The organism is Yersinia sp. LJYL362 (assembly GCF_048323875.1).
The window spans coordinates 25,311-31,310 of the sequence record NZ_JBLWEX010000280.1; the positions used below are offsets into that span (position 1 = coordinate 25,311).

Here is a 6,000-nt window from a genome sequence, read left to right on the forward strand (position 1 = left end):
AAATATAATCTACATATTTACAACAATTTTATTAAAAGAGTTTAATTGCTATCTATTCTTGTGATAGGCAGAGGATTGATTAACTTTATTGCAAAGGAAAAAATAATCTTACATGATATTTTCTATATCATTTTCAAATATAGTGAGTGCTCCAGACTTTAGGAAAATTATTAATGGTGCCTAACCATCTATCCTAGCAATCGTCCAATCTTCTTTTTGCTACAGTGTCTTATGTGGATTAATAGGATGTCATCATGCTTATTGTTATCTCCCCGGCTAAAACCCTTGATTATCAAAGTCCGCTTGCGACCAAAAAGTTTACTCAGCCAGAGATGTTGGATAAATCACAACAGCTTATCGAGATCTGCCGTGAGCTGACACCAGCCCAAATCAGCAGCCTTATGGGAATTAGCGACAAACTGGCCGGTTTAAATGCCGCCCGTTTCAGCGAATGGCAGCCTGATTTCACACCAGACAATGCGCGTCAGGCGATTCTGGCTTTTAAAGGCGATGTTTATACCGGCATGCAGGCGCAGGATTTCAGCGCTGCTGACTTTGACTTTGCCCAACAGCATTTACGCATGCTTTCCGGACTCTACGGCGTATTGCGCCCGCTAGATTTGATGCAGCCGTATCGTCTGGAGATGGGGATCAAACTGGCTAACCCAGGTGGCAAAGATCTCTATTCCTTCTGGGGCGACCAGATAACAGAGAAACTGAATCAGGCGCTGGAGCAGCAAGGTGATAACGTGCTGATAAATCTCGCCTCAGATGAATACTTTAAGGCCGTGAAACCCACCAAATTAGCCGGTTCACTGATTAAGCCGGTCTTTTTGGATGAAAAGAACGGCAAATATAAAATTATCAGTTTCTATGCCAAAAAGGCCCGCGGCTTGATGAGCCGATTTATTATTCAGAATAAACTCACCAAACCAGAACAACTGGTTGATTTTAATCTGGAAGGTTATGAATTTGATGCCGGGCTGTCGGCGAAAAATGAATTAGTCTTTAAGCGGGCTGAACAGCACTAGAAAGGCAAAAGGGCCATTTCTGGGCCCTTTTATCTTTTTTGTCAAATAACAATTTATTTTGGCAAAGCCATCAAGAAAGTACGTAATTGCGCAAAGTCTGCTGGCAAATCATGAGATAGCAGCGGTAATTGTGCCCGCACTGCCAGTGGTTTTGGCAGCGGCAATTCTTGCCCCAGAATCTCTTCTACACTTTCTTTGAATTTCGCCGGATGAGCTGTGCCGATAAACAACCCAAACTCACCGTCTTGCAATTGATCACGTAGCACGCGGTAGGCAATGGCGGCATGAGGTTCTGAGATATAACCCAAACCCGCAAGCTCGCGCATCGTCTCTTTGGTGACATCATCACTAACTGCGCCGTGGCCCAATTCTTTCAACTGCCAGATTTTACGACGATACAGCTCTTCAACACGCGGCCAGTTATTCGGCTGGCTGACATCCATAGCATTCGATAACGTCGCCACCGTCGGCTTCGGCTGCCATTGGCCGTTAACCAAGAAGCGCGGCACGGTGTCGTTGGCATTGGTGGCAGCGATAAATCGTTTTACCGGCAAACCTAACGATTTTGCCAGCAAACCGGCGGTCAAATCACCGAAGTTGCCGCTTGGTACGGAGATAACCAATTGGTTACGCGCTTCTTGCGGTAACTGGGCTACAGCTTCAAAGTAATAGCAAATCTGAGCCAGCAAGCGGCTGATATTAATAGAGTTAGCAGAGTTAAGGCTCAGCGCCTGCTTCAACTCTTCATCATCAAAGGCTTGTTTGACCAGCGCCTGACAAGCATCAAAATCGCCCTCAATAGCCACCGTGTGGATATTGCCACCTAACGTACAGAACAGCTTCTCTTGCAGCGGGCTGATTTTGCCGCGTGGATAGAGGATAACCACGCGAACATTTTTCAAGCCATAGAAAGCATGAGCGACCGCCGCCCCAGTATCACCAGAGGTTGCGGTTAAGATAGTCACTGGCTGGTCACCAGCCACTTCGGCCAGCATTTGTGCCATAAAACGTGCACCGAAGTCCTTAAAGGCCAATGTCGGGCCGTGGAACAACTCTAGTGCGGCGATATCATTCTCAACCTGAGCGACTGGAGCTGGAAACTCAAACGCCGCCTGAACGCGTTTGGTTAACACCTCTGGTGCGATTTCATTACCAATAAAAGCAGAAAGAATACGGCTGCTGCGAGTGACAAAATCCAGATCCAGCAGTTTATCAATTTCTGTCAGTTCAAACTCTGGCAGCTCCAGCGGGAAGAACAACCCTTGCTGCTTGCCCAGGCCCTGTTTGATCGCTTGCGCGAAGCTGACCTGCTCGTTGTGATCTTTAAGGTTATACAGTTTCATGCGTTATCCCAGTAGTCGTGCGCCTGCGGTATCCAGACGGCAAATATGAACAAAACCTTCGTCGTTTTGCAGGTAATGATTTTGTAGCCAGCTCGCCATACGCTGTGCGGTCTCGCTATTATCGCAGACGGCAAACAACGTGGGGCCAGAACCGGAAATACCACAGGCCAGCGCGCCAATATCCTGCGCGGCTTGTCTGGCCGCAGCAAAGCCCGGCAGTAATTGGGTGCGATAAGGTTCGGCAATAACGTCTTTCATCATTTTAGCCGCCAAATCTGGCTGCTGAGTGTGGCAGGCGTGAATGAACCCGGCGACATTGCGCCCATGGGTGATGCAGTCCTGACGGCGATACTGCGCCGGTAAAATCGCCCGCGCTTCAGCGGTTGAGACTTTAATACCCGGATATGCCATCACCCACAGCCAGTCATCGAAGCCGGGCACGTCTTGGCTAATATAGCCATCTTGTTCAAGAATCAGCTGCATCCCGCCCAAATAGCACGGCGCAACATTATCAAAATGCACACTGCCGGATACCCGCCCTTCCAGTTCACCCATCAGGCCAAGCAAGGTAACTTTGTCCAGCGGCTTGCCGCAGAATTCGTTCATTGCCATCAAGCCAGCAACAACAGAACAAGCACTGGAGCCCAGCCCTGAGCCAATCGGCATGTTCTTTTCCAGCACCATGGCTACCGGGATCTCTTTGCCCATTTCCTGACAAAAACGCTCCCAGCATTGATAAACGATATTTTCTTTTGGATCATCAGGTAATTTGCTGACAAAGCGGCCTTCGTTACGCAGACTAAAACTGTTTGCTGCGGTCACACTGACACAATCGCCCAGCAAAGTGCCGTCTACTGGTGAAACCGCAGCACCCAGCACATCGAAGCCAACGCTGACATTGCCAATCGATGCCGGAGCATAGATCTTAACCATATTTAAACTCCCAACTTCCATGATAATGTGCGTAAAAGATCAGCGAACACCCCAGCAGCAGTCACGTCATTACCCGCACCATACCCGCGAAGCACCAACGGGATCGGCTGATAATAGTGGGTATAGAAGGCCAACGCATTCTCACCATTTTTTACTTTATACAGCGGATCGTTACTATCAACCGCATCCATCCGAACGATACAACGCCCCTCTTCAATCACCCCGACATAACGCAGCACTTTGCCCTGTTCTGCGGCATTCGCCACCAGGCGGGTAAACTCGGCATCCAGCGATGGCAGGCGAGCGAGGAAGCTGTCTACATCACCGCTTGCATCGAAACTTGCTGGTAGAACAGACTCAACTTCGATATCAGCCAATTCAAGTTTGTACCCTGCTTCACGGGCCAGGATCAACAATTTCCGGGCGACATCCATGCCGGAAAGATCATCGCGTGGGTCTGGCTCGGTATAACCCAGCGCCTTCGCCTGCAATGTGGCCTCTGACAAGGTCATCCCTTCATCAAGCTTACCGAAGATGAAAGAGAGCGAGCCTGACAGAATGCCAGAAAAACGCATCAACTCGTCACCCGCATTAAGTAAATTCTGTAAATTTTCGATAACCGGCAGGCCCGCACCGACGTTGGTGTCATACAAGAATTTGCGGCATGACTTCGCTGCCGCCGCGCGCATCTGACGGTAGTAATTCATCGATGAGGTATTGGCTTTCTTGTTTGGTGTCACAACATGGAAGCCATCTGCCAGAAAATCTGCATATTGATCCGCAACAGCCTGACTGGATGTACAGTCAACAATCACCGGATTGAGCAAGTGATACTCTTTCACCAGACGAATTAAGCGACTTAAGTTAAAAGGCTCTTGCACTTCGGCCAGTTCATGACGCCAGTTATCCAGCGAAATACCGTGCACATTGGTTAGCATGGCTTTGGAATTAGCGATACCACAGACGCGCAAATCGATGTGGCGCTGCTTCAACCAAGGTTGTTGACGATAGATTTGCTCGATTAATGCCCCACCTACACCACCGACGCCAATGACAAACACTTCAATAACTTGATCGGTATTGAACAACATCTGGTGACAAACCCGCACACCGGTGGTGACGGCATCATTGCTAACCACCACGGAGATGGAACGCTCGGACGAACCTTGCGCAATCGCAATAATATTAATATTGGCACGGGCCAGTGCTGAGAAGAAACGAGCCGAGATGCCACGTAAAGTGCGCATGCCATCGCCAACCACTGAGATAATCGCCAGATGTTCCATCACATCCAATGGTTCTAACAGACCATCTTTCAACTCCAGATAAAACTCTTCTTCCAATGCTTTGCGAGCGCGGATTAACTCACCTTGCGGCACACAGAAGCTGATGCTGTACTCAGAAGAAGATTGAGTAATAAGTACTACTGAAATACCGCTGCGCGACATCACCGCAAAGACGCGGGCAGCCATACCGACCATGCCTTTCATACCTGGGCCAGATACGTTAATCATCGCCATGTTATTCAGATTGGTGATGCCTTTCACTGGGAAGCCATCATCACTGCTTTCACCACCAATCAAGGTACCGGGGGCTTGTGGGTTAGAAGTGTTTTTAATCAGGCAAGGAATTTGGAACTGAGCGATAGGAGCGATAGTGCGGGGGTGGAGAACCGAAGCGCCAAAATAAGACAGCTCCATCGCTTCCTGATATGACATCGATTTCAATAATCGCGCATCAGGCACAACGCGGGGGTCACAGGTATAAACCCCGTCCACGTCAGTCCAGATCTCACAACAATCAGCGCGTAAACACGCGGCCAACACTGCAGCTGAATAGTCTGACCCATTGCGCCCCAGTACCACCAACTCCCCTTTGTCATTACCGGCAGTGAAACCAGCCATCAGGATGATATGGTCAGCAGGAATACTGCTGGAGCCGATGCGGCGGGTAGATTCAGTGATATCGACGGTGGATTCGAGATAATGGCCTTGCGCCAACAATTTCTCGACCGGATTAATCACGCTAACTTTATAACCTTTCGCCTGGAACAATGCTTCCATAATAGCAATGGACAATTTCTCGCCGCGACAGATGATGGCGGCATTAATACTATCCGGGCATTGACCGAGCAACGAAATACCGTGCAGGACGTGTTTGAGTTGCGCAAACTCATGGGCCACCAGCGCTTTTAAACGTTCATATTCAAAGCCCGGTTGCGCATCAGCCAAGCCACGCAATAGCTCGGAAAAAATCCGTTCCGCATCACTGATGTTCGGCGAGATATCTTGCCCAGCCACCATTTTGTCGATCATCGCCACCAGATGGTTGGTAATCTTAGCGGGTGCAGACAATACCGTTGCCACTTGCCCCTGACGCGCATTACTTTCAATGATATCGGCAACACGCATAAAGCGTTCTGCATTTGCTACTGATGTCCCGCCAAATTTCAGCACTCGCATTTCTGATTCTCTCCCGCTTTCGCGCTTTTTTTATCGCAAACTTTTTTGCAAAGATTTGATTGAAAAAAAAAGCCCGCACTGTTTAGGTGCGGGCTTTTTTCTGTTGTTTCCTGTACGCGTCAGCCCGCCCCGTAACCTGTGGTTTCGGTGGTGGTAATAATTGTTGTGTTCAGGCTGATGTATCGCATGTCGTCTGTCTGTCTCATAAATAATGTGGCTCTACCTCTATTG

Annotated in this window: 5 protein-coding genes and 1 other annotated feature; of the genes, 1 reads left to right on the forward strand and 4 read right to left on the reverse strand. The window is 48.9% G+C overall.

Features of this window, described 5'->3' with window-relative positions; genetic code table 11:
* Positions 1-254: 254 nt before the first annotated feature.
* Positions 255-1,031 carry a peroxide stress protein YaaA gene (yaaA, locus tag ACNSO8_RS18370; protein WP_019080562.1) on the forward strand — a complete coding sequence of 259 codons (777 nt, stop codon included), beginning with the start codon at positions 255-257 and terminating at the stop codon, positions 1,029-1,031.
* Between the two features lie 53 nt (positions 1,032-1,084).
* Here yaaA and thrC read toward each other — a convergent pair whose 3' ends face one another.
* From thrC to thrL, 4 genes are all read right to left on the reverse strand, one after another.
* Positions 1,085-2,374 carry a threonine synthase gene (thrC, locus tag ACNSO8_RS18375; protein WP_019080563.1) on the reverse strand — a complete coding sequence of 430 codons (1,290 nt, stop codon included), beginning with the start codon at positions 2,372-2,374 and terminating at the stop codon, positions 1,085-1,087.
* A gap of 3 nt (positions 2,375-2,377) precedes the next feature.
* Positions 2,378-3,307 carry a homoserine kinase gene (gene thrB / locus ACNSO8_RS18380; protein ID WP_026018316.1) on the reverse strand — a complete coding sequence of 310 codons (930 nt, stop codon included), beginning with the start codon at positions 3,305-3,307 and terminating at the stop codon, positions 2,378-2,380.
* A 2-nt stretch (positions 3,308-3,309) separates the two neighbouring features.
* Positions 3,310-5,769: a bifunctional aspartate kinase/homoserine dehydrogenase I gene (thrA, locus tag ACNSO8_RS18385; RefSeq protein WP_046051616.1), complete on the reverse strand. Its 2,460-nt coding sequence runs from the start codon at positions 5,767-5,769 to the stop codon at positions 3,310-3,312.
* Between the two features lie 62 nt (positions 5,770-5,831).
* Positions 5,832-5,950: a sequence feature (Thr leader region), on the reverse strand.
* The gene (gene thrL / locus ACNSO8_RS18390; RefSeq protein WP_071598596.1) at positions 5,889-5,975 is read right to left on the reverse strand and encodes a thr operon leader peptide; all 87 of its coding nucleotides are present in this window, start codon (positions 5,973-5,975) and stop codon (positions 5,889-5,891) included. Its footprint overlaps the feature before it by 62 nt.
* Positions 5,976-6,000 lie beyond the last annotated feature (25 nt).

Excerpts from the sequence above, each read along its gene's own strand:
- yaaA (WP_019080562.1), top strand. The coding sequence starts at position 255 with ATGCTTATTGTTATCTCCCCGGCTAAAACCCTTGATTATCAAAGTCCG.
- thrC (WP_019080563.1), bottom strand. The coding sequence starts at position 2,374 with ATGAAACTGTATAACCTTAAAGATCACAACGAGCAGGTCAGCTTCGCG.
- thrB (WP_026018316.1), bottom strand. The coding sequence starts at position 3,307 with ATGGTTAAGATCTATGCTCCGGCATCGATTGGCAATGTCAGCGTTGGC.
- thrL (WP_071598596.1), bottom strand. The coding sequence starts at position 5,975 with ATGAGACAGACAGACGACATGCGATACATCAGCCTGAACACAACAATT.
- thrA (WP_046051616.1), bottom strand. The coding sequence starts at position 5,769 with ATGCGAGTGCTGAAATTTGGCGGGACATCAGTAGCAAATGCAGAACGC.